Raw genomic sequence first — 24,913 nt, 5'->3', positions numbered from 1 at the left:
TCAAGTAATAGATTGGGTGTGTGTCCGTAACTTCGCAGTCACATATTGCTAGTATTCACCGCTTACAGTTACCTACTACTATGGCCCTTAAAACGCTGGTTAAAATTTCTAATGTTACAAATCTCAGCGATGCTCGCTATTGTGCGGGTATGGGTGTTGATATGCTCGGTTTTTCGATGGATGCCGACTCGCCAGACTATGTTGAGCCAAAGAAGTTTGCCGAAATCCGCGGTTGGGTAGCGGGTGTACAAATCGTTGGTGAAACCACATCCACCGACCCGGACGTGATTGAGCAATTGCTGGAGTCGTACCAACCCGATTTACTTCAGGTCGACGAATCGGCTTTACTTCCTTATCTGAGTACGCTCAGTAAGTCTGAGAATGAACTGCGCTATATTTTACGCATAGATATAGCTCACCTAACCCTCGACCAACTCGATACACTTTTGCAGACAGGGGCAGCCAGTGCCGACTATGTTCTGCTCGAGAGCAATGGCCCGGTGCATCTGGACGATGACCTGAAAGCGCTTCTTCAGCGGTATGCCGCCCGTTATCCTATCCTGCTCGGAATCGGTATCTCTGCCGAAAACGTTCATAGTTTACTGGATGAGCTATCCGTGCGCGGTATTTCCCTAAGCGGAGGACTCGAAGAGCAACCCGGCAACAAGGAGTTTGGGGAGTTGATGGATATCCTCGAAGCGATAGAGGAGGACTAAAACCACTACTATGCATTACCTACTATCATTGAAAACATACATCCATCCATAAGCGCATCCATTCTTCCTAATCTCCTTCCACAGCATTTGTTCATCTGCTAGGTTTACAATGGTTTTAGACACTAGAAGCCATGAACAAACGATTAGAACGCTTTGCTGACCAGGCCCAAATTGGGGGCGTATGCGCTGGTCTGGCCGATTATTTTGGAATCGATCGCGCGTTGGTACGCGTACTTTTTGTAATCGGGATTTTTCTGCCCCATTTCCCGGCTGTCATCATTTATGTTATCTTGTGGATCGCATTACCTGTTCGTCATTTTGCCGGTTCTGTGGCTCAATCAACTGTTTACGCAAACCCTGTTTTCTCCATGAATCCTTACAATCCCAATAAGCCCGCATCGCCCGACCGTAGCCTCGTTGGCGGAGCTGTTCTGATTTTACTTGGCGTAATGTTCCTGATTGACCGCTATTTCGACATCAATTTCCGCGATCTGTGGCCGTTCATTCTGATTGCCATCGGATTATGGCTGATTTTCCGGGATCGTATCAAAACCCCGTTCGATCAGAATCAACATGATCCCTACAAGAACGATCCCTACAAAAACGACCCAACGCAAAACGACCCCAACAACGGAACATTATAAATGATGAAGGAAGATGGATGGTTAAAAATCATTCATCTTCTTTTTATCAATCCTTTCTTATGAAACGAAGTAACGGATTATTCTGGGGCATTTTTCTGCTCACGCTAGGGGTACTTTTCCTGGCCCGGCGGGCAGGTTGGTTAGATGTAGACTGGCATTCGCTGGTGAATTTGTGGCCGGTTCTGTTGATTCTGGCAGGCGTAAACCTGATTCTGGAACGACGCGGGAATCCCGCTGCGTTTATCACAACGGTGATGCTGGCCGTAGCGGTGCCAACAACGCTCTTTGGTTTTCTGTCGCATGACCGGGATCGCGATGGGTTCAATATGCGCTGGAATCATGACGACGATGACGACGACAATAACAATGAGAGCGATTCGGATGATGATAACGGCAATGACGACGATAACGACAATGAAGAAGAGTATCGGTCGGAGCGTGATCACCGGGATACCGAAAGCACGCAGACGCACACCAACACCTTTGCCGAATCCATGCAGGGCGATACGCGGGAGGCTGTGCTGAAATTATCGGGTGGGGCAGGTCGGTTTATCATCAGTGAACCTACCAGCGAACTCATCAAAGCCGATACCAAACAGACCGTTGGAAGCTATTCGATGTCGGTAGAGCGTGATGAAACGACCCACACGCCAACCATTGAGTTGAAGCCAACAGACGAAGAAAATCATATTGACCTGAAAGATGGCAACTACCAAAACCGGGTGGATGTACACCTGAACGCTACGCCCGTCTGGTCGATGGATGTGGCCCTCGGCGCGGGGCAGGCAGATCTCGATTTAAGTTCGTATGCGGTTAGAAGCCTGAAACTCGGTGCCGGTGCAGCTGAACTGGACCTGAAATTGGGTGCCAAAGTCGATCAGGCCGATGTGAAACTGGATGTTGGTGCAGCTTCAGTTACCGTTCGGGTCCCTAAAGAAGTGGGATGCCGGGTTAAGAAAGACGGAGCCCTCAACATTGAACAACTGGACGATTTTACCGACGTAGGCGGTGGAGAATTCGTAAGCTCCGGTTACGATGCCACAAAAAAGAAAATGACCATCCGATTCAACGGGGGTATTTCAAAGTTCAAGGTGGTGCGCTACTGACCGCACAGGCGGCCCTGCGGGATTTTAGCAAGATTTAAAGGATTTTCCTGATTACTACAGCCGATTAAAGACTTTCTGCTGACACAGTCAGCTTGGTTCTGTAATCTTGTTTAAGCCTTTAAATCTTGCTAAAATCCCGCAGGGCCGCCTGTGCGGTCAACGATTAGCCAGCTTTACAATATCCTTCACTTCCAGAACAGGCTTTTCATAGCCAATTGAGGCCGACTTGATCATCGCCTGTGCCAACTCCTGCAAGGTGGAAAAGCCAGCCGGGTAAAGCGCCCGGCCAATGGGGTACAGCCAGTTAATGTACTTATAATAGACCAGCGTATTTTTTAATCCGGGGGTCGGTTTCATGAAGCCCGGCCTGAACATATACGCTTTTTTGAACGGCAGACGCATCAGCGCATTCTCTGTCGCTCCCTTCACCCTCGCCCACATACTGCTCCCTTTTTCTATACTGTCGGTAGCTGCACCCGAAATATAGCCGAAAGTCATGTCGGGGTTGAGCCTCGATAATGTCTGGGCCACGTGTAACGTCAGGTCGTAGGTCAGATGGCGGTACTCGTCTTCTTTCATTCCGACCGACGACACGCCCAGACAGAAAAAACAGGCATTGTACCCGCTCAACTGCGACTCGATAGCCGACAGGTCGAAAAAGTCCTTGTGAATGATCTCCTTTACTTTCGGATGCGATACGCCACTGGGTTTGCGGTTAATTAGAAGTACCTGTTCTACATCGGGCTGTTGTAGACATTCGTGCATAACGCCTTCGCCTACCATACCCGTAGCACCGGTTATAATTGCTCTGATTTTCATGTAGTAAATCGTTTTGTCAAGGGAGGGCTGCCCGTCGGTTATTCAGGTTGAATTGAATAAATTTACCGACCTGCTTTTTACTTGTCCAAATTAGAACCAAATGGAATAAGTTCATAGGCGGCCAGTATTGCCTCCCTTGTCTAAACGCTTGATTCTATGCGAAGTCTACTTTTTGTTCTGCTTCTCGCTTTAACATCGTCTGTGTCTGCGCAGGAACTTGTCAGCAACGGTCAGCGTGACATTGTATTTAAATCGGTAAACGTTATTCCGATGGATCGGGAGCTGGTTATCGAAAATCAGACGGTGGTCGTGCGGAATGGGAAGATAACCGCTCTTGGGAACGAAGGGAAAGTGACTGTCGGCAAAGACGCCCTGGTCATTGACGCCAAAGGTAAATACCTGACGCCGGGCTGGGCCGAAATCCACGCGCACGTGCCGCCCATCGACGACATTGAGCCAATGAAAGAGGTGATGATACTGTATCTGGCCAATGGGATTACCACCATTCGGGGTATGCTGGGGCACCCAAAACACCTGGAACTGCGCAGTAAAATAAACAGCGGGGAAATTTTGGGTCCGCACTTTTATGCCACTGGCCCATCCTTCAACGGGCAAACCGTGAAAACGGCCGAACGAGGAGCCCAGATGGTGCGTGAGCAGAAAGCCGCTGGCTACGATTTTCTGAAACTGCACCCCGGCCTGACCAAAGAGACGTTTCCGGCCATTGCCAAAACTGCGCACGAAGTTGGTATTCCGTTTGTAGGGCATGTGTCGTTCAATGTGGGCGTCTGGCGGGCCATCGATGCGGACTACTCGTCCATCGACCATATGGATGGGTTTGTCGAAGCCATTGTTCCCCGCTCCGACACGCTGGCTGAGCACGAAACCGGCCTGTTCGCGTCGTGGATTGCGTACCGGGCCGATGCGTCGCAGATTCCCAAACTCGTGAAGGGGCTTCGCGAAAAACACATCCGGGTGGTTCCTACGCAAGCCCTGGCCGAACGCTGGCTTTCACCCCTCCCGGCCGATGCCTTTACCAACGACCCCGAAATGAAATACATGAAACCGGAGCAAGTGGCAGGCTGGGAAAATACGAAAAAAGGCTACCTCGCTAATCCTAACTTCTCGAAAGAACATGCCGAAAAGCTCATTCAGATTCGCCGGAAACTGATCTATGAATGCCAGAAAAATGGTGTTGATTTATTACTGGGCTCCGATGCTCCCCAGATTTTCAACGTACCCGGTTTCTCGATTCACCACGAAATGAAATACATGGTCGATGCGGGGTTGACACCCTACGAGGTGCTGCGAACGGGCACCGTCAATGTCGCTTCGTACCTGAACAAGCCCGACTGGGGCGTCATTAAAACCGGCAATGTGTCGGATTTGGTATTGCTGAGCGGCAACCCGTTAACCGACATCTCGCAAACCAAAAATATTGATGGCGTGATGATCGGCACGAACTGGCTGTCGAAAGATTATATCCAAAAAGAGTTGAAGAAGCTGGAGAAACAGTAATGTACATTTCCTGGCGCGGCAGGGCCGCCTGTGCCCCCTCTGGCGCGGGCATTCGCCCGTGCCTTTATATAAAGTCAGTATTCACTGACGCAGGCGAATGCTTGCTATATTAACAAGCACGGCAGGGCCGCCTGTGCGGCAAATGCCCGCGCCAGGCGGGTGAATTAATTGGCGAGAAGTTAACGCATTCACGTATTTATGAAAAACAGCTTACTCCTTATTTCACTCCTGCTTAGCACTTCTGTTTTAGTTGCCCAGCCGAGTAGGCAGCAAATGATTGAAGATACCGTTGTTGGCTGGTTTACGAAACTTACCCTTGCCGATAAACCCGTAAAACCGTTGCTGTCGGGAGGGCAGACGTTTTCAATCCGGCAACAGGAAATCACGAACTTATTTGTGCAATGGATGCAGCAGACCTACACACCCGTGAGCGGCATTGGGGTGTTCAGAAAGCGATATTACGCCCGAAAAGATCAATATTTCCCGCATGCGTACAGTGCATTTTTTCAGACGTTTGATGTTGACTTCCGCACACTGGACAAGCAGGGGCATTTCTTGCCCGAACCCGAAACCGGCGTGCCGTTTCAAGTCGTTGCCAATTGGATAGCTGAGGCCAACCCGGCTTATTACCTCAATACCCCGTCGCAGTACCTGTTCACACTTGTCCCGGAGGGCTATATGGATGGTGATGCTTTTCGGAAAAACTTTGGCGGTAGAGACCCGAAAATTCACCCTAACGTTTACAAGTACCTGACTGTCGTAAGCAGTGGTGGCCTAACGGTGTATTTAGTGCCGGGCAATAAATTGCCGATCCGGCAGCTCACGAAAGGCGAATTTATCCAGTTGTCGGATGAGTCATTTGATCGCTACCTACAACAGAAAAAAGAGGACGTGGCCCGCCAGTTTCCCAGCGAAAAAGCCCAGGGCGAAGTGATGGTGTTGGAACAGGAAAAGGTGAAAACGTATCGGGAGAAATTGAAAGCTTTACGGGCAAAATACAGCAGTAAACTGAATGAGCCAGCCGTGATTCAGGATATGCAGCCCACTATTCATACAGTCGATGGCTTTATGGACCCGTTTCAGATTGACGCATCTGAAAAGGAGCTAGGTCATGCCTATGGCGTTTACACCTATGAATCTACGGTTAACGAAAAATGCCTGACGGACCAGCCGCAGTGGATCGCTATCAACTTCCCGTATGCCACCAAAGAAGATGGTAGAAAGAAGTACGAACTGTACCGGGCCATTACGGAGCATTTCAACTTCGATTACGTCTACGACTATTTTTTTGACCCCTCCAAGGTACAAGGGCAGCCCTACAAACCTGTCAATGAAGCCCTGCTCAAGGCTACGTTAGCAAACTACAGTAAACGGGCATACTGGAAAAATGCGGCATCGACTGGCACGGCTTTACCTGCTGGCGTTCTTTTTCAGGACGATTTTGCCAATAATGAGCCGGGTACTCGACCCAATGGATGGTTTTTTTCTTCTTTCGGGAAAGCATCGCGGGTGACCACCTTAAAAGGCTTTCCGGGCAACTGGGTGCAGATTGGCTACAACAACAAAATCGACCCGACAACGCTCAAAAAACCACTCCCCGAAAACTTTACGCTGGACTATGATTTGGCCACGAGCCCGGACTTTACCACGCGTACCGGCGGGGCCGTTCGGTTGACGTTGGAAGGGGGCATGAGGGGCGATGGTAAAACAGCCGCTACCAGTATTCGGGTAGACGTTACCTCCGGAAACGAAGCGAATTTTAGCAGTAACTATCGCGGGCAGGTCAAAATTGAGGTAATCAGTTATCCGGTAGACAAATCAAATTTCCAGATGGACGCGGGAGGAGAGTCCATTTTGCCGCAAATGGTTTTCACCAACCGCAGAAACAAAGTGCACGTGACCTTACAAAAGCGAAGCGATCGTGTGACGCTGTTTATCAATGACAAACAAGTAGCTACTACCGCTGACTTCAAAACCAAATATGGTAAACCCTGTGCATATTGCCTGATTCCAACTGGCATTCAATTCACCACCATCAATTGGGAGAACATCAGCGATGATTCGGAAAATATAAAGGCGTACATCAGTAATGTGAAAATAACGAAGGATTAGTGCTGAGTGAAGATTAAAATGAATATTGATAGTAATGCCGAATTAAATTTTACAGAAGCGTTAAGTATGTTTGTGAAAATATTGCGGTCTTATAGAAATGCTAAATAAGATTCTTCTTTTTTTGTGGTGTTGACGTTATCAGATGCCCTATAAAATTGCCCTTTACTACAACCTGAATCATATCAATGAACATCTCCCCACTGTGCGGACTGAAACGTATTTCACTACTTGTATGCACTTATTTCTGGTTAACCAGTTCATTCGTAAACGGGCAGCAGAAAGCCATTCCAAAACCTGAAGAAACGCTTGGCTTTCCCGTGGGGGCCGATTTTAAACTCGCTACCTACGAACAATCACTGGCCTATTTTAAAAAACTGGACGACGCCAGCGACATGGTTAAGCTGGTGCATGTGGGCGAAACCTCCGAAGGACGACCCTGGTATTTTGCCCTGATCTCAGCCAAAAAGAACCTCGATAATATCGACAAGTACCGAGCTATTGCTCAACGGCTGGCGCATCCGGCGGGCCTGACAGATGAAGAAGCCAAAAAACTGTCGCTGGAAGGCAGACCGCTAGTGCATATCGACGGTGGCTTGCACGCATCGGAAGTGGCCGGAGCGCAACACACGATTTCGCTGGCTTACGATATCCTCACCAAAGCAGATGATCCCAAGATTAAGAACATCTTGGATAATGTGATTCTGCTGCTGTGGCCATCGCTCAACCCCGATGGGCAAACGATGATTGGCGACTGGTACAAATCCAATGTTGGCACGCCCTACGAAATCGCCCCACCGCCGTTTCTGTATCAGAAATATGTTGGTCACGACAACAACCGCGATGCCTATATGCTCAACATGATCGAGTCGCGGGTGGTGATCCGCACCTGGCGCGAGTGGGAGCCGAATATCATCTTTGTTCACCACCAAACGGCACCGTTTCCAACGCGAATCTGGTTGCCACCCTTTGCCGAACCGATTGCGTCGCAGACGCCCCCCATTATTGCCCGCGAAGTGAATATGATTGGTATGGCAATGGCGCAGGCATTGGAAAGCAACGGCCAGAAAGGGGCCACACACATGGGTACGGGCTTCGATGCCTGGTATCCCGGCTATATCGACTACATGCCGGTGCTGCAAAATATTCCGGCTTTCTGGACCGAAACGGCCTTGTATAACTACGCCACGCCCCACTTTTATACCGTTCGCGACTTCCCGAAAGACAAAAATGAGCTTCGGGTGGAGTCGTTATATTCGAGTCCGTGGCCGGGTGGCTGGTGGCGTATCAGCGACGCGATGGCCTATATGGAAACGGCTTCGCTGGCTACCCTGGATTATGCCGCTAAATACGGCGACGTGCTCCTCTATAATCGCTATCAGGCGGGGCGAAACACCATCAAAAAATATGAACAGGAACCGCCATACGCTTATTTCATTCCCCAAAAACAGCGCGACCCCGCCCGCCCTGCCGAACTCCTGCGTCGGTTGGCCTTTCACGGCATTCGCATTGGTCAGTTGAGTAAAGAAGTTGCCTTTGAAGGACGAATCTACCCCAAAGGCACCTGGGTCATACCCATGAATCAGGAGTATGGTGAATTGACGAAACAACTGCTTGATGTGCAATCGTATCCCGACTTGCGCGAGTTTCCGGGTGGGCCACCCGAGCAACCGTATGATGCGGCTGGCTGGACACTGCCGCTACAATTTGAACTGAATGTTATTCCGGCCACAACGCCCTTAACGGCCGACCTGAAAGGAGCTATTCAACTGGTAACGGGCACTGGAAAAGACTGGACAGCCGATGACCGTAAAGACGCCAACCCCGCCGATTTTGTGATGGGTATTGGGTTCGATACGAACCCGGTATCGGCGGGTATAAAAGCGCCCGAAGGTCGGCTGACCGGTGCGGGTACGATAGCGCTGGTTAACCCGGTCGAGAACAATGCCTTTAAAATCATTGCCCGCTCGTTGAAAGCGGGCGGAACGGTCAAGTACAGCAAAGACAACCAGCGCTATGCCATCAGTGGAGTTGGGAGAACTACCCTGGAGCCCTGGATAAAAGACCTGGGCGTGACCGCCGAACTGACCACCAATACATCTGGAGCAACGGTGAAACCTCGTATTGCCGTCTACAAACCCTGGACGGCCAGCATGGACGAAGGCTGGACGCATTGGGTGCTGGAACAGTTCGAATTCCCTTTCGTCAACATCAGCAATGCCGACGTTTTTGCGGGCGATCTGAACGACCGGTTCGATGTTATCCTCATTGCGTCTGATCGGCCCAGAAATATCAAAGATGGATTTACAAAAGGCTCGGTTCCACCCGCCTACGAAGGTGGTTTGGGCGAGTTGGGGGCCAGCAATCTGAATAGTTTTGTGAGTCAGGGCGGCACACTCGTTTGTTTGAACGCCAGTAGCGACTACGCTATCGAAGCCCTGAATTTGCCCGTCAAAAATGTGGTGGCGGGAGTTAACAGCAAAGACTTTTTTACGGGTGGATCGCTCCTGGAAATCGAAACCGACGCCACCCACCCGGTCATGGCCGGCATGCCAACTCGGGCCGCTGTCTTCGTAGAAGGTAGCCCTGTTTTTGCCACTCTCGACGGCTTTAAAGGGCAGGCACTGGCGAAGTTTGCCGTAGGCGGTTCGCCCTTGCGGTCGGGGTATTTGCTGGGTGAAAAATATTTACACGGATACGCAGCTTCGCTGGATGTTCAGCATGGAAAAGGGAATGTCATTCTACATGGTTTCCGCCCTCAGTGGCGCGGGCAACCTCTGGGTACTTACCGGGTGTTGCTCAACTCGGTACTATATAGTGGTGACGTTGCCAAAGGAAAGTATGGCGCGCCGGAGTTCTGGAAAACACCGTTGGTTCCGGCAGCAAAATGATGTGATCATTCTGGCGCGACCCGCGCCAGAATGATCACATTTTTCCCTTCCTCAATCCATCCAGCAAATACTCCAGTCCATTGAGCCGGATTTCGTACATCGTTTGTAATAACATACCCAGTTTACCCGCTGGAAACCCTTTTTGTACGAACCATTCCAGATAAGAAACCGGTAGCGTTCTGATCAGATGCCCTTTGTATTTGCCGAAGGGCATCTGATAATGAATCAATTCCCGTAAAATATCGGTGTTGCCTTGTGCGGGTTCGTCAGCCATGTCGTCTCTGGTATGTTGATGAGTTGTACATACGTTGCAATCAACTGAATTGCAACGTTTCTCGCAAATTGGAGAAATGAATAGTTACCCAACTGCCGATTCCAGCAGTCGAATAGTGCCCGCCGTGGCGTCCAGTTCGGCGTCGATGCCCAGAGGAACGGTAAATTTATCCTTAATATGTCCAATCATGGCTCCCGAATAAGCGGGCTTGTTCAATGGAATAATGTACTCGGTCAGAATGTCGTCCAGAGTTAGTGAGCCGTAGCCACCACTACTCGGTCCGCAGTCACTGCATTTGCCAAAGACGAAACCCGCCAGCTGATTCAGAATACCAGCCAGTTTGAGTTGGGTCATCATTCGATCCATCCGGTAAATATCTTCGTGCGTATCTTCCAGAAACAGAATCGTGTTTTTCCAGTCGGGGAGGTAGGGCGACCCGATAATATGGCTCAACACGGTGAGATTTCCCCCTGCCAGCCGCCCACGAGCCAGACCCGGATGGATCGTCGTGATTCGATCCTGTGTTTGGGTGAGATTGTCGCCTTTGTCGGTGGGGTTACTCATGGTAACGGCCTCGCCCTCGATCAGGAGCCGTTTAAACCAGTCGACTGTGTATCCGTTAAACGTGGCCGAGCCTACCGGACCGTGAAAGGTGACCAGCCCTGTTTTGGCGTAAATACCCAATAATAAGGCTGTAACGTCGCTGTAGCCAATCAGGATTTTTGGGTTGCGTTGAATTAGGTCGTAATCCAATAACGGGAGCATACGGGCACTGCCCCAGCCGCCATGAATAGCCATCACCGCTTTAACGTTTCGGTCGTTGAACAGGGCGTGGAGATCGGAAGCCCGGTCGGCATCACGCCCGGCGAGGTAGCCGTACCGGTCAAAGGCGTGCGGCCCTACAATCGTTTTGAACCCTAATGCCTGGAGCGACTCCTGTGCAATCTGTACCGCTTCTCGACTATAGGCCGGAGCCGCCGGACAAAACAGTCCGATGGTATCACCCGCTCGTAAACGGTCTGGTTTAATTGTAGGCAGAGGGGCAGGCAGGCTGCTTGTCAGCGACAGAAACGGGGCAAGTGAAGTGGCTTGTAAAAAGGAACGGCGTGAAGACATCGGGCTGGTGCGTGAATCAGAACAGTGCAGAAAGATAACCGAAAACGGGCATGTGGGCAAACCAAATCAGTAGCTTATGCCTTTGGCAAACTTTTATAAGTAAAAATCAAAATTAGCTACTAACCAATCAAAATCCTGCAATGATCACTAAACTACCTGTCCGGGTTTTACTAGCCCTGGTAAGCCTGCTTTGGGCATTTTCGGCTGCTCAGGCCGCTGCTCCCATGACGACGATCGCGCAAATGACAGCCGACTGGCAACGCGCGAAGGAATACACGAAAGAGTATCTGGATGTAATGCCCGAGGATGGCGTGAACTATAAGCCAACGCCAGAGATTCGCAGCTTTGCCGAGCAAATGTTGCACCTGACAGCCGCCAACTACAACTTTGGTGCACTGGCCAGTGGAAAACCGAATCCGATGCAAGGAAAGAAACTGGAAGAAATGAGCGAGCTGAAAACTAAAGCTGCTCTGACCAAGGCTGTTATGGACAGCTACGATTTTATGATCGACGCAGTGAAAGGCATGACAGAAGCCCAACTGGCCGAAAGCGTGAAGATGGGGCCACGTGAAATGACGAAAGAAGTTGTACTGGCCAAAGCCTTCGAACACCAGACCCACCACCGGGGACAATGCACGATCTATATCCGCATGAAAGGCGTTAAGCCGCCCAATGAGAAACTGTTTTAAGAGATTGGAGTAGTGCCGACCGTATCGGTTAGGCTTGTATTTAACATTTCTCACCCGACCGGGACGGTCGGTACTACATGAGGCTCGCCAGTGGCGGGCCTTCATTGTTTCTGCGTATAGGGAAGGTGAAAACATCCTAACCGAAACATCAGTTATTCCATAGTCGGGTTGTAAAAAAGTCGTGGTTTACAGTTAACTGACGCCTACCACCATTAATGAAAACACCACCATTTCGTTACTATTTTATTGGCCTCGGACTTATGTTTCTTCTGGCTGAATGCCAGAAAGTAAAGCCAGAAGCGCCCAAAGCCGAAGGGTTTGACCCACCCATTCCACCCGCTCTCTCGTATTTGGCTGGCCCGATTACCTTTCAGCTTCGTGAATTGGAAAATAAGATCAACAAAGAGCTGGACCCCGTTCTGGTGGGGAAGCAGACAAAAGACGGCAAGACAAAAGGTATTATTTCGTTTCGGGTAAAACGCCTGGGACCCGTGCATGTTGAGTATGCCGATCAGCAGATAAAGCTATCCGCACCCATCCAAATGTGGCTGACAAAACCGTTTAGCCGGGATACCGCAGCACCTAAAACCCCCTTTTGCGCGATAGACGTTAACTTCAAAAGCCCAATCAGCGTAACGCCCAACTGGCGATTAGGGAGCCGTACCACCTTTACAGATTACAAATGGATCGTTCAGCCTAAACTAGCAGGAATCTCCCTGACGAATATCGTTCAGAATATACTGGACAAGCACAAAACGGACATAGAAATGGCCATCGACTCGGCCGTTCATACCCAATTGCGTTTTGACAAGATGGTGAAGCCAATCTGGCACGATCTGCAGAATCCATTGCTGATCAATAAGGAATATGGTCTTTGGCTCACGCCCAGGCCTATCAGTGTGGCAGCTGGTCCGGTTACGGGCAATGGTAACCAACTAACCACGCATATCCGGATTGCCGTTGAGACACAAACCGAGTTGAAGCCCAGCGAGCCGAAACATGCAAGGACGCCCCTGCCTCAGTTGCAGAAACGGGATACTGTTTCGCAAACCTCCGATCTGCACCTGATGAGCTTTATCCCCTATGCCGACATCAATCGTATGCTGGCCGTAACAACCAATAACAGAAACAAAAAACTGGCTCTTGGCTCCCTGACGATCAATACCCTATCGGTATATGGCGGTCAGCATGCTCTTATTGTTAAAGCCGATGTGAGCGGATTGATGGATGGAACGGTCTATTTGCGGGGCCGACCCGTATTTGATACACTAACCAACACACTGCACATCAGTAATCTGGATTTCGACTCGGAAACCTGGAAGGTGCTCCCCAAAGGCAGTGATTCCATTTGGCATTCCGGACTTCGGAAATTGCTGGAAAGCCTGCTGACAATTCCGCTGGGCGATGATATCGCCAAACTGCCCCAGGCAATTGACAAAGCGTTTGAGCAGGGAGGACCAGGTAAAAAGACGGATCTGAGTATTCAAACATTTCGGTTTGTACCCCAAAAAATAGCTATTCGACCTGATGGTATCCAGGCGCTAATTTTTGTGAAATCGAAGGTAAAGGTGAAGGTAAATCAACTATAAACCAATCGAACATGGTACTCTTCGTCAGCATCACACTACTCGTGGCAGGCTGGTTTGGCTGGCAATACATGAGTCAGAAACGGACGCCCGTTGAGCCTTTGCTCGCCACGTATCCTCAGTTATTGCAGGAACACGTTTCGTACTACAAAGCACTCTCGGACGATAGGAAAACGGTATTTGAAGATCGGGTGAGCCGGTTCCTGGCTACCACCACAGTGGAAGGAGTCGGCACAACCATCAATGATGTCGATAAGATCCTGGTAGCCAGTAGTGCGATAATTCCCATTTTTGGTTTTGATGACTGGTATTACCCGCTTACCAATGTGTTGCTCTACGAAGACCGCTTCAATGCCGATTACCAAACCACCGGCGATGACCGGAATATTCTGGGTATGGTGGGTGAGGGCGGAGCTTTGCAGAGTACAATGGTCCTGTCAAAGCCGGCGCTGTATGAAGGATTTGCCAACGACACCAGCAAAGAAAATACGGGTATTCACGAGTTTGTTCACCTGCTCGATAAAACGGATGGAGCTACCGACGGAATTCCGGAAAACCTGCTTGAAAAAGAGCATGTAAAGCCCTGGGTGCAACTTATACATAAGAGTATTGGTGAGATAAAAGCTAATCAGTCAGACATCAACCCGTATGGCATCACGAACGAAGCAGAGTTCTTTGCCGTTGTGTCCGAATACTTTTTCAAACGCCCGGATTTGCTGGAGAAAAACCACCCTGAACTCTTTGCCCGGCTGGAAGAAATATTCCGGCAGAATCCGGCAGAAATGGATAAATCAGTAGACTCATCCGCGCCCGAAACGGGTTCATAACCAATGGAATAAATACACTCGTACAGAATCATGTACGGTAAATAAATTACTCGCCCGCTGGATGCTACTTTTCAGTAGTTTTTGATCTGAAAAAAACTGCACCATGAGTAAGAATATTATTGTTTGTGCCGATGGCACCTGGAATGACCCCGAACAACTTGACCGGGGGAGTCTGGTACCTACCAATGTTGTAAAAATTGCCCGTGCGCTGGCCCTGGCGAAAGCCGAGGGGCAAGAGGATATTTTCTATGATCTCGGCGTTGGCACCGGGAAAGGGTTGGACCGGTTTATGGGTGGCCTTACGGGCAATGGGTTGCTTCATAATATTTTTGAATGCTATCATTTTATTGCCGAACGCTATCAGCCCGGCGACAAAATTTTCCTTTTTGGCTTTAGTCGCGGGGCCTATACAGTACGGAGTCTGGCGGGGCTGATTGGCCAGTTTGGTATCGACAAAGCCCTGACAAACAAAGCCCTTGCCCAACCTAAACCAACTGACCCGGCACAAGCAGACAAGCCAGCCATTACAACCGAAGACAATCGCCCTCAGGAGACATCAACAACGCAGGCTAACCAGTCGATTGACCACCTCGCCCAACTTCGTTTGGCTTACAAACGGCTGAAAGCAGAACAAAGCGATCATGTCGTCAGCGATTATAAAAGCAAGCATGACTGTTATGAGCCCCATATCGAAATGATTGGCGTTTGGGATACAGTAGGCTCGTTGGGAATACCCTTGCTGATTCCGGAATGGTTACTCGGCAAAACAGTGTCGGAACGCCTGTCGAAGTGGTTATTAGGGAATTATCGCTTTCTGAACGTGGGGCTCAATAGTAAGGTGAAAGCGGCCTATCACGCGCTGTCTATCGACGAAAACAGGCGGGCGTTTTTGCCAACCCTCTGGGATGAAACCAGCCTGCAATCTCATCAATGTGTTAAGCAGGTGTGGTTTACGGGTATTCACAGTAATGTTGGTGGAGGTTATGCCGATTCGGGCCTGTCAGATAATGCGCTGCTCTGGATGGTGGAACAGGCGAAACAGCATGGCCTTAAATTCTCGGATTCATACTTAACCCGGTATACACAGGCCGATACGTTTTATGGCGAAATTCGGGATGAACGAACCCGCTGGATAAAACGGGTATTGTTTCAAAAAGGGATTCGTAACCTCGAAGAGATCTGTACGAAAGTAGGTATTGTGCCCGTCATTGCTGAAAGTGCTATTGAACGGCAAAAGTCAGTTATCTGTAAGAAACCGTATAAAGTGAGTCTGCCCCAAAAACACCACGTTGAAAAAGGGTTTTGATGTAAGCAGGGTTTCTGGTCTGTATCCATCGGGCAGCCACAGTATTCAGGGTCGATATAAGTAAATACTGCGCCCGGCTTCCTTACCATAGGATACATATCAAATCAATTTTGACTCAATGAAACGCTCCGCTAAAAAACTGTATGCCTTCCTTCCGGACGTAGTTATGATTATTTTAACTGTAGCTATGGTCCCACTGGTCAAAGAGCCGCTAGGCGTTGGTACCAAAGCACCAAAAGAAGCCGAAGTGCTTTTTGACGGGTCGAGGAAGATGCTCGACGAAAAGTGGGTGTACTGGGAGGGGCCACGGCTTAAAGCAAGTATGCCTATTAAATGGCAGATCGAAAAAGATCCTGCGGGCAACGGCACGGTCATGAATACCAATGATCCGGCCGCTGCGGGCGGCCTCTACGGTGCCGCCGATATTGTGACGAAGGAAACGTTCCGCGATTTTCGGCTGCATGTGGAGTTCTACGTGAGCAAGGCGGGTGGCAACAGTGGCGTATACCTCCAGAATCGCTACGAGATTCAGATTTTTGACGGCGACACGACTACTCATGGCCTGGGTGCTGTAATCAACGAATCGCCATCACCCTATAAACTCTATACGGGCATTGGGAAATGGAACGCCTATGATATTCAATTTCGGGCGGCCCGGTTCACCGATGGCAAACGTACCGAGCCCGCTATGGTAACGATGTATCTGAACGGTAAAAAAGCACACACCAATCAGAAAATAACCCAGGTGTGGGGTGGCCCCAATTCGGGTATCGACGGGGGTAACGATGGTGGCAAAGGCGTGACCGATACACCCGGCGGCATCAAGCTACAAGCCGAAGGACACGATGTGTTCTACCGCAATATCTGGATCAAGCCAATGGATATAAAGCAGCCTAACACCGATTTTTAAGCTGTACGAGGCAAGAAGCTGGTTGACTTTTTTTAAGTCGATTCAGGCGCTTTTTATCATGCTGACAAAATAACCAGTGTTCATTTTGTCTGAAAGTTGACACTGGATGCGTTCGCGCTGCCGGGCTACTGTCAAACGAAAGAACAGTATCTGGAGAAATGGCTAAAGATGTGTATACTTGCCAATGTACTCATCTTTAGCCATTTTTATAATGAAACACCTCTTCATTCTACTGGTTTGCACGACTTTTCTGGTTTCGGCTTGCCGCTCAGGGAATACGGATACAGACACGTTGAAAACGTATTTCTCTTCAGATACCAGTGGTGTAGCTGATGGGGGCGTACGGATTATTCCGATCAAGACGCTTAATCGCACCTTTAACGTCTGGACGAAGCGCTTTGGCAATAACCCGAAAATCAAATTGCTGCTCCTCAACGGCGGACCCGGTGCTACGCATGAATACTTTGAGGTGATGGAAAGCTTCCTGCCCGCCGAAGGTATCGAGTTCATTTACTACGACCAGTTAGGTACAGGTAATTCAGATAACCCTAATGACACCACCTTCTGGAGTTTGCCCCGATACGTGGAAGAGGTTGAGCAGGTTCGTGCTGCCCTGAACCTCACCCCCGATAACTTTTATTTGCTGGGCCACTCCTGGGGCGGGATTCTGGCCATGCAGTATGCGCTCAAATATGGCAAGAATCTGAAGGGACTGGTGATCTCCAATATGATGTCCAGTTGTCCCGACTACGGCAAATATGCCGATAATGTACTGGCTAAACAGATGGACCCCGCCGTAGTAAAAGAGGTAAATGACATTGAAGCCAAAGGTGCGTATACGAGTCCCCGGTATATGGAGTTACTCATGCCGAACTTTTATGCCAAACACATCTGCCGTATTCCTCTGAACCAATGGCCCGAACCCATGACACGCGCGCTGGGCAAATCAAACCAGTCGCTGTATGTAACCATGCAGGGGCCAAGTGAATTCGGGATTGCGGGCAACCTGACCAACTGGGATGTCAAGGCCGAGCTGCCTAAAATTACGGCACCCACATTAACAATTGGGGCGAAGTATGACACGATGGACCCCGAACACATGAAATGGATGGCTACTCAACTGCCCAACGGCAGCTACCTCTATTGCCCCAACGGTAGCCACATGGCCATGTACGATGACCAGAAAACATACATGAAGGGGCTGATCAAATTCATAAAAGGCGTGGATACCGGAGAGAAGAAGGTAAGTCTGTGAGAAGTAAAAACGGCGCTTATCTTTCTTCTATCGACATGAACAAACGTCCCATGAGTCATCAATTTATATCCTTGAATCGTTTATGTCGGATCCTGTTTTTGTTGGCTGCTTTGGCGGGAGCTGCCCCAGGATATAGTCAGACCAACCCGATGAAGACCGGTAAGGTCGAGCGCATCAAAGTACACGGCAAAGGGCTGGAGGGCAACCTCGCCGGCGATTCGCCCGACCGCGACGTGTCTGTATACCTGCCGCCCAGTTACCAGACCGATAAGAAGCGGCATTATCCCGTTATCTATTTTCTGCATGGATTTACAGACAGCGACGATAAATGGTACGGATTCACGAAGCACTGGATTAATCTGCCTGCCGTGGCGGATAAAACGCTGGCCGATGGCAAAACCGGGGAGTTTATCATTGTGACACCAAACGCCGACAACCGGTATTTTGGCAGCATGTACTCCAACTCGGTAACGATTGGCAACTGGGAAGATTATGTAGCCAAAGAGCTGGTGGCTTATATGGACGAAAAATACCGGACAATTCCGCAAGCGGCCAGTCGGGGGCTGGCGGGGCATTCGATGGGGGGCTACGGCACCATCCGCATTGGGCAGAAACACCCCGAAATTTTCTCCAGTCTATACCTGCTGAGTCCCTGCTGCATGACGCCTAACATGCCGGGTAACCCGCAAATGGTGAGCCGCATGGAAGCGGTGAAGACTGTGGCCGACCTGCAAAAAGCGGATTTTGGCACGAAAGCCATGTTTGCTTCGGCAGCCTCCTGGTCGCCCAACCCGACAAATGCCCCGTTCTTTCTGGACCTACCCACTAAAGAAGGTGAGCCGCAGCCACTGGTTACGGCCAAATGGGCGGCCAACGCACCCCTCGCTACCCTCGACCAGAATATTGGCAACATAAGGCAACTGCACGCGCTGGCGTTCGATGCAGGCTCAAAAGACGCGACAATAGCCGCCACCAACAAAGTGCTGGATGGTATGCTCACCAACTACAAAATTGTACATACCTACGAAGAATACGACGGCGACCACATCAACCGAATTGCCGAGCGCATTGAACAGAAGATGCTGCCGTTCTTCACCGCAAACCTATCGACGGAACTGGTGAAAGGAGGGAAGGAAAAGTGAGGAGATATCGGTTAATCTGAAAAGCTGTCTCATAGCATAATGCAAAAACGCCCCAACACCCGGTTAGATAAACCGGGCGTTGGGGCATTTAACTTGTCAAGTCATTACTTCTTACTCCTCAATATGAACATCGTGTTTTTTCGCAGCTTTTTTGATGCGCTCTTTAATCACATCCACTTCGTCGGCATCATATTTGGCGGCATTGTCTTTGTGGTTAATATAGCTCCATGCCGCCCGAACGTGCTCAGGCGTGTCGATAGGGTACTTTTTGTTCGTCCGGTCGGCGAAATCAACGTCGCCATATTTGTGCTCACCTTCTGTTGGAAGCACATCATCTCGTTTGTCAATTTTCGAATCGCTTGCCATATCAATTGAGTTTTTGTTGTGGTATTTCTAACGATAATCGCCAATGAATGTTTATCAGGAGTAACGTCGCAACTAACGAATATGTCTGCTCTTTTTTCTCCGCTTACCCTTCGAAGCATCCAACTCAAAAACCGCCTTGTTGTCTCGCCCATGTGCGAGTATTCCAGCGAAGACGGCTTCTCGACCGACTGGCACCTGGTGCATTTAGGGAGTCGGGCGGTTGGGGGCGCGGGCCTGATTATTACCGAGGCAACGGCTGTTTCGCCCGAAGGCCGTATATCGCCTAACGACCTGGGTATCTGGAAAGATGAACACATTGACGGCTTGAAACGGATCACCCAATTTATTAAACAACAGGGTGCTGTGGCGGGAATTCAACTGGCACATGCCGGGCGGAAGGCCAGCACGCAACGCCCGTGGGAGGGTGGTAAGGGAATCTCTCCAACAGATGAACAGGGATGGCAAACCGTAGCACCCAGCGCCATACCATTTAGCGACGAGAGTCCCGAACCGCTGGCGCTCACCGATGAGGGGCTGGAAAAAGTACGAGCCGATTTTGTGTCAGCTACCGAACGGTCAGTATCGGCAGGTTTTCAGGTTATCGAGCTGCATGCCGCACACGGTTATTTGCTGCACCAGTTTCTGTCTCCGTTGAGCAACCAGCGTACCGATCAGTATGGCGGCTCATTCGAGAATCGTATTCGTTTTTTACTCGAAATTATCGAACGCGTCCAAACGGTATGGCCATCGGACTTGCCAATTTTTGTGCGTATATCCGCCACCGACTGGACGCCGGAAGAGTCTATAAAGTTGTCGGCGGTATTAAAAGAAAAAGGGGTTGATGTGATCGATACATCGACGGGGGGTAATGTGGCTCATGCCCAAATTCCGGTTGGTCCAGGCTATCAGGTGTCTTTTGCTGAGCGTATCAAACAGGAAACCGGTATTAAAACAGCCGCCGTTGGGTTGATTACCACCGCCGAACAGGCCGATAAAATCCTGACAGATGGGCAGGCCGATTTGATTCTGCTGGCCCGTGAATTTTTACGTGATCCGTATTTTCCGTTGCATGCGGCCCATACGCTCGGCGATGCAGTGACCTGGCCGATACAGTATGAACGCGCGAAACCCCGATGAATAATTGAGGTGGATGTAAACATTTTGTCCCTAGAAATAGTAATCTTGCCATCAGAAGTCAAACGAGAACAATCCATTTGTTCGTAAACTATAAGAAATCATGCGCTGGTTAGGAGGACGTGAAAGTGATAATGTTGAAGATCGCCGGGGGAGTGGTGGTGGCGGACTGCTCGTTGGCGGGGGCATCGGTTCGGTCGTTATTGCCGTAATCGTCATGTTGCTGGGTGGCGATCCGTCACAAATTTTACAGAGTTCGTCTAGTCAGGAACCGGTGAACCAGCAAGCCGATGACGCAGCCGCTGCATTTACCCGTAAAACGCTGGCCAGTACAGAAGATGTCTGGAAAAAGTTGTTTGCCGATCAGGGGTCCCAATATAGTAGCCCAACACTCGTGATGTTTCGTAATATGACTGAGTCGGGCTGCGGAACGGCTTCGCAGGCATCGGGACCATTTTACTGCCCCGCCGATCAGAAGTTGTACATTGACTTATCGTTTTACGATGAGCTTCGAGAACGGTTCAACGCACCGGGGGATTTTGCGATGGCCTACGTTATTGCTCACGAGGTGGGGCACCACATCCAGAAGCAACTAGGCATTATGGACAAAGTGGATGAGCAACGCAGTCGCCTGAGCAAAAAAGAATATAACAAGGTTTCTGTCCGGCTCGAACTTCAAGCCGATTTCTTTGCGGGTGTGTGGGCTAATCATGCTCAGGGACAAAGTATTTCTATTGATAAAAACGACGTTGAAAGTGCGCTGACTGCTGCCAATGCCATTGGCGATGATCGCATTCAACAGGAAACCCAGGGAACAGTTGTCCCGGATGCGTTTACGCACGGCACCTCCGCCCAGCGCGTATACTGGTTCTCGAAAGGTCTAAAAACCGGCGACATTAATCAGGGCGATACGTTCAACAGTCGCGAAGACGCCAACTTATAAGCACACCGATTTACTGCATACAAGAAAGTCGGCCTCATTAGGGTCGGCTTTTTTTTGTGCCATATCCATCCATAAATTCATCAGCATCTGCCCACTCTGGTACTGCGTGTGTCATCAACTCTGCTGAGAAGTAGATGATATAAGGGCCGTACACTAGGAAAATGGTGTAAAATGTCAAAAAGTAACTACTAGGTGTATTATTTGTTACTCAATATTTTAATAGTATATTTTATTCAATAAAATATACTAAAGCCCACCATAATGTATACTATAATTATGAAAAAGAATTTACTATGTTTTTTTCTTCTAGCAGGATTTTACCGTGTTGGGTATAGCCAGCAGCTATATATCAATGAGCTGATGGCCTCCAATAGCCAGTCGATAAGTGATGCGACAGGTGCTCATGAAGACTGGTTCGAAATTTATAATCCGAACTCGGTTTCAGTTAACATTGGTGGCTATTACATCACGGATAACTTAAGCAATCCTACCAAGTACCAAATTCCAACGGGTTCCTCCCAAACGATTATTCCCGCAAATGGCTACCTGATTATGTGGGCTAGTGGAGAAGTTACCAGGGGGCCGCTTCATGTTAGCTGGAAACTGGGAGCAGAGGGCGAACAGATCGGTTTGTATAGAGCTGATGGGGTCACGGTCGTGGATAGCACCACGTTTGGTGCTCAACGGACCGATGTTTCGCGGGGGCGCCAACCGGATGGCAATGCCAATTGGCTCTATTTTCAGGGAGCGAATACGAGCCCCGGAGCATCCAATAATGGCAAAACAGGCTATCCTCAATTTCTGACTGCGCCAACTTTTTCGCAACCGGGGGGCTTTTATACCAGCAATTTCAACCTGTCCATCGGCTCAACAGACCCATCGGTAACCATCTATTATACAATGGATGGCTCCGACCCTAATCCGACAAACACGAATGCAGTTACCTTTCCTTACAAAAACAGCTATCCCGAACAACCGGGTCAAGCGTTTGGGCCAACTTTAACAGGCTCTTACAAAACATTTGCCTATAGTGCTCCTCTTCCCATTAGCGACCGCACGAGCAGCCCTAATAGTGTATCGCTAAAGTCATCGACCAATAATTTTTCGTCGACAGGGTATCAACCTTATTTTCCCCCTAATCCGGTTTTCAAAGGGACTGTTGTGCGTGCCGTGGCCTACAAAGCCAATGCGCTTGCCAGCGACGTTGTTACCCAGACCTATTTTATTACGCCCTCTACGACACGCTATTCAATTCCCGTCGTGTCGATTTCGCTAAACGAAAAGCATCTGTTTGACTATAATACAGGTATTTATACGGCCGGTGCCGTGTTCGACAATTTTCGAACGGCCAACCCATCTACGCTGGTCGATGGGTGTACAGTGGGAAATTATACGATGGAAGGTGACGACTGGGAGCGGCCTGCCAACGTGGAGTTCTTTCTCAATAACTCGTCAATAATTAATCAGCCAATTGGCTTGAGGATACACGGCGGCTGTTCCCGCTTGTTTCCCCGAAAAAGCGTCCGGCTGTATGGCGACAGCGATTTCCAATATCCTTTCTTTTCCAATCGGCCAGCCTCTGTTTTTTATAATCGGCTGTTGTTGCGAAGTGGCGGCAACGACTGGGCCTATACGATGCTCATCGACTCGTATATGCAAACAATGGTGCGCCATCTGAACGTCGAAACCCAGTCGACCCGCCCGAGCGCCGTGTTTATGAATGGCGAATATTGGGGTGTACATAATCTTGATGAGCGATACGATAAGTACTACATAAACCGGAATTTCGGTGTTGACCCGGATAGTGTGGATATGGTCGATATCCGATCCGGTTTTTCGGCCGATGAAGGCGATTTAGTTAGCTACAACGCATTGGTTACCTATTTTAACCAGAATAATCCTGTTGATTATGCCTACGCAAAAACCAAAATCGATGTCGAAAATTTAGCTGATTATGAAATCTCGGAGATCTTTGCGGCCAACACCGACTGGCCGCATAACAATCAATTGAACTGGCGGAAACGAACCAGTCAATACCTACCCAATGCACCTCGGGGGCAGGATGGCCGCTGGCGATGGATGTTGAAGGACATGGATTTTGGCCTCAGCCTGGTGGGCACATACACGCAACCAACCCTTAACAACGCTACTGAAGATAATCAGTACACCTTGTTTTTTAGACGGTTGCTGGATATTCCCGAATTCAGAAGTTACTTTATCAACCGCTCCGCCGATCTGCTCAACACAACATTTCTGCCCACTCGAACGGTCGATTTACTGAACACATTTCAGCAGAATTATCAGCCGTATATGCAGGAACATTTTGCCCGGTGGCCTTCCGGTAATAATTACGATGGCTGGCTGGCTAACATAACCAATATCAAAAATTTTGTACAGCAGCGGTCGCCCTACGTTCGCGATCAATTTCGGAATAAATTTAGTCTGACCGCCAACCGCAGCCTGACCGTTAATGTCTCCAACACAGCGCAGGGCTATGTAAAAGTCAACACCATCGATATATTGCCCACCACAGTTGGCGTATCCAGCACACCTTACCCCTGGACGGGTATTTATTTTCAGGGTAATGCCATCAGGGTTGTTGCCAAAGCTAAAGCGGGCTATAAATTCCAATCCTGGAAAGAGGGCAACACCGTTGTGTCGACAGACACGGCCTATAGTTTTAACCCTACGGCTGACCGGAGTTTACAGGCCGTATTCGATCTGGATCAGTCCTATAATTCCAACCCGTTATCGTTTACGCTGCTAAACTGCGAATACAACTTTTCGAACTGGTCGGCCACAGCACCAGCCGCCACTTACCCGGCTAATATGCAGTTTGTGGTCATGAATCAGACTGACCCTACCTTATCGGCCACCATTGCCGATACCGTTACCGGGGCCTATAACTTAACCAGCAGTACCCGTATCAATGGCCTTGGCGCTGATGGAATCTCGTTTATCAACACCGGAGGAGGCAATACAGGTTATGCGGCCAGCGCACTCGGCGGGGCTTTACTGGCGATACGAACAACGGGTTTGACACAAGCGGCTGTTCAATGGCGGGGTGGTACCGTTACGCCCAACAGCCGTCAATATAGAATTCGGTTACGCTACCGGATCGGGGATAGTGGTGTGTTTCAGGATCTACTCGATGGTTCGAACAATCCCGTCGAATATGTGCGGAATGCCACGGCCGGACATAGCCAGCTTATTGGGCCGGTCAGTTTACCCGCCACCTTACTTGATAAACCCTATGTTCAGTTGCTATGGCAGTACTACTGGACAGGTGTGGGTGCGTCGGGGTCGCGGGATCAATTACGGTTGGATGACATCGTCGTGAGCCGGGGCAAATGCGAAAGTCTGGCTTCCGGCAACTGGAGTACCACCGCCACCTGGACATGCGGCCGGATACCCACGGTGTGCGACGATGTCGTGATAAACAATGGCCATGTTATCAACCTGACGATCGGCAATGCTCAGGCGAAAAGCGTACAATTTGGCACCAACGCCAGGCTTCAATATGACAACACTACGGCAAAACTATTGATACAGCAGCCTTGAT

The 24,913-nt window shown here is 49.6% G+C and carries 20 protein-coding genes; 16 read left to right on the top strand and 4 right to left on the bottom strand.

The window, feature by feature from the left end:
- Nucleotides 1-80 precede the first annotated feature (80 nt).
- The 3 genes from CWM47_RS01505 (at nt 81) to CWM47_RS01495 (ending at nt 2,466) form a co-directional block, all read left to right on the top strand.
- Entirely contained in the window at nt 81-716 is a 636-nt protein-coding gene (locus CWM47_RS01505; RefSeq protein ID WP_100986034.1) for a phosphoribosylanthranilate isomerase, read from the top strand.
- A 131-nt stretch (nt 717-847) separates the two neighbouring features.
- Nucleotides 848-1,360 carry a PspC domain-containing protein gene (locus CWM47_RS01500; RefSeq protein WP_100986033.1) on the top strand — a complete coding sequence of 171 codons (513 nt, stop codon included), beginning with the start codon at nt 848-850 and terminating at the stop codon, nt 1,358-1,360.
- 59 nt (nt 1,361-1,419) lie between these two features.
- A complete protein-coding gene (locus tag CWM47_RS01495) occupies nt 1,420-2,466 on the top strand; it encodes a LiaI-LiaF-like domain-containing protein (protein WP_100986032.1) in 1,047 nt (348 codons plus the stop codon).
- Nucleotides 2,467-2,622: 156 nt separating this feature from the next.
- Here the strand turns inward: CWM47_RS01495 and CWM47_RS01490 are convergent, their stop codons facing one another.
- Complete coding sequence (locus CWM47_RS01490) at nt 2,623-3,285, bottom strand: NAD-dependent epimerase/dehydratase family protein (RefSeq protein WP_100986031.1); 663 nt, start codon at nt 3,283-3,285, stop codon at nt 2,623-2,625.
- Between the two features lie 156 nt (nt 3,286-3,441).
- Between CWM47_RS01490 and CWM47_RS01485 the strand changes: the two genes are divergently transcribed.
- The 3 genes from CWM47_RS01485 (at nt 3,442) to CWM47_RS01475 (ending at nt 9,803) form a co-directional block, all read left to right on the top strand.
- Nucleotides 3,442-4,803, top strand: a complete 1,362-nt coding sequence (locus CWM47_RS01485; protein WP_100986030.1) for an amidohydrolase family protein — start codon at nt 3,442-3,444, stop codon at nt 4,801-4,803.
- A gap of 198 nt (nt 4,804-5,001) precedes the next feature.
- On the top strand, nt 5,002-6,915 hold the full coding sequence (locus CWM47_RS01480; RefSeq protein ID WP_100986029.1) for a hypothetical protein: 1,914 nt from the start codon (nt 5,002-5,004) through the stop codon (nt 6,913-6,915).
- A 185-nt stretch (nt 6,916-7,100) separates the two neighbouring features.
- Nucleotides 7,101-9,803, top strand: a complete 2,703-nt coding sequence (locus tag CWM47_RS01475; protein ID WP_240625668.1) for a M14 family metallopeptidase — start codon at nt 7,101-7,103, stop codon at nt 9,801-9,803.
- Between the two features lie 34 nt (nt 9,804-9,837).
- Here the strand turns inward: CWM47_RS01475 and CWM47_RS01470 are convergent, their stop codons facing one another.
- On the bottom strand, nt 9,838-10,077 hold the full coding sequence (locus tag CWM47_RS01470) for a DUF3820 family protein (protein ID WP_100986028.1): 240 nt from the start codon (nt 10,075-10,077) through the stop codon (nt 9,838-9,840).
- An 84-nt stretch (nt 10,078-10,161) separates the two neighbouring features.
- Nucleotides 10,162-11,193: a S66 peptidase family protein gene (locus CWM47_RS01465; protein WP_100986027.1), complete on the bottom strand. Its 1,032-nt coding sequence runs from the start codon at nt 11,191-11,193 to the stop codon at nt 10,162-10,164.
- Nucleotides 11,194-11,333: 140 nt separating this feature from the next.
- Here CWM47_RS01465 and CWM47_RS01460 point away from each other — a divergent pair, with 140 nt between their 5' ends.
- From CWM47_RS01460 to CWM47_RS01430, 7 genes are all read left to right on the top strand, one after another.
- Complete coding sequence (locus CWM47_RS01460; protein WP_100986026.1) at nt 11,334-11,882, top strand: DinB family protein; 549 nt, start codon at nt 11,334-11,336, stop codon at nt 11,880-11,882.
- Between the two features lie 215 nt (nt 11,883-12,097).
- A complete protein-coding gene (locus CWM47_RS01455) occupies nt 12,098-13,471 on the top strand; it encodes a DUF4403 family protein (RefSeq protein WP_100986025.1) in 1,374 nt (457 codons plus the stop codon).
- A gap of 11 nt (nt 13,472-13,482) precedes the next feature.
- Nucleotides 13,483-14,295, top strand: coding sequence for a M90 family metallopeptidase (locus CWM47_RS01450; protein WP_100986024.1), 813 nt, complete (start codon nt 13,483-13,485; stop codon nt 14,293-14,295).
- A 103-nt stretch (nt 14,296-14,398) separates the two neighbouring features.
- Nucleotides 14,399-15,601 (top strand): DUF2235 domain-containing protein, encoded by a 1,203-nt coding sequence (locus tag CWM47_RS01445; RefSeq protein ID WP_100986023.1) that lies wholly within the window; start codon nt 14,399-14,401, stop codon nt 15,599-15,601.
- A gap of 118 nt (nt 15,602-15,719) precedes the next feature.
- Nucleotides 15,720-16,511 (top strand): 3-keto-disaccharide hydrolase, encoded by a 792-nt coding sequence (locus CWM47_RS01440; protein ID WP_100986022.1) that lies wholly within the window; start codon nt 15,720-15,722, stop codon nt 16,509-16,511.
- A 211-nt stretch (nt 16,512-16,722) separates the two neighbouring features.
- Nucleotides 16,723-17,766, top strand: coding sequence for a proline iminopeptidase-family hydrolase (locus CWM47_RS01435; protein WP_100986021.1), 1,044 nt, complete (start codon nt 16,723-16,725; stop codon nt 17,764-17,766).
- A 35-nt stretch (nt 17,767-17,801) separates the two neighbouring features.
- A complete protein-coding gene (locus CWM47_RS01430; RefSeq protein WP_394341974.1) occupies nt 17,802-18,908 on the top strand; it encodes an alpha/beta hydrolase in 1,107 nt (368 codons plus the stop codon).
- 111 nt (nt 18,909-19,019) lie between these two features.
- On the opposite strand, the gene CWM47_RS01425 is transcribed toward CWM47_RS01430, so the two are convergent.
- Nucleotides 19,020-19,274 carry a DUF6582 domain-containing protein gene (locus CWM47_RS01425; RefSeq protein WP_100986020.1) on the bottom strand — a complete coding sequence of 85 codons (255 nt, stop codon included), beginning with the start codon at nt 19,272-19,274 and terminating at the stop codon, nt 19,020-19,022.
- A gap of 81 nt (nt 19,275-19,355) precedes the next feature.
- Between CWM47_RS01425 and CWM47_RS01420 the strand changes: the two genes are divergently transcribed.
- From CWM47_RS01420 to CWM47_RS01410, 3 genes are all read left to right on the top strand, one after another.
- A complete protein-coding gene (locus CWM47_RS01420; RefSeq protein ID WP_100986019.1) occupies nt 19,356-20,411 on the top strand; it encodes an NADH:flavin oxidoreductase/NADH oxidase in 1,056 nt (351 codons plus the stop codon).
- Nucleotides 20,412-20,511: 100 nt separating this feature from the next.
- Complete coding sequence (gene ypfJ / locus CWM47_RS01415; RefSeq protein WP_100986018.1) at nt 20,512-21,351, top strand: KPN_02809 family neutral zinc metallopeptidase; 840 nt, start codon at nt 20,512-20,514, stop codon at nt 21,349-21,351.
- 276 nt (nt 21,352-21,627) lie between these two features.
- On the top strand, nt 21,628-24,912 hold the full coding sequence (locus CWM47_RS01410) for a CotH kinase family protein (protein ID WP_170069397.1): 3,285 nt from the start codon (nt 21,628-21,630) through the stop codon (nt 24,910-24,912).
- Nucleotide 24,913: the final 1 nt, after the last annotated feature.

The organism is Spirosoma pollinicola (genome assembly GCF_002831565.1).
Classification (GTDB): domain Bacteria; phylum Bacteroidota; class Bacteroidia; order Cytophagales; family Spirosomataceae; genus Spirosoma; species Spirosoma pollinicola.
The sequence above is the reverse complement of the archived record's forward strand: the minus strand, read 5'-3'. Positions and strand labels throughout refer to the sequence as shown.